Source organism: Monashia sp. HAY1-2A (genome assembly GCF_056755315.1).
The window spans coordinates 1-222 of record NZ_JBNDHY010000554.1 but is presented as its reverse complement, the minus strand read 5'-3'; the positions used below and the strand labels follow the sequence as shown (position 1 = coordinate 222).

The 222-nt window shown below is 68.9% G+C and carries 1 protein-coding gene; it reads right to left on the bottom strand.

Annotated features, from left to right (window positions below; genetic code table 11):
- Window positions 1-16 precede the first annotated feature (16 nt).
- A partial coding sequence (locus ACPYOM_RS23060) for a hypothetical protein (RefSeq protein ID WP_481347751.1) occupies window positions 17-222 on the bottom strand: 206 nt, incomplete at its 5' end.

The window sequence follows — 222 nt, the reverse complement described above, 5'->3', positions numbered from 1 at the left end:
TCCGTCGTCGGAAGCGTCAGATGTGTATAAGAGACAGGCCCGTCGGCTGCGTCCCGGCACACCGCGGCCCCGGGTGGTCGTCGTCGCATCTACGAGGCGATCGGGTTCGCCCCGACCTGTCTCTTATACACATCTCCGAGCCCACGAGACGCGTAGTAATCTGGGGGGGGGGTGTTTGGTTTGGAGGAGGGGGGGGGGGGGGGGGGGGGGGGGGGGGGGGGG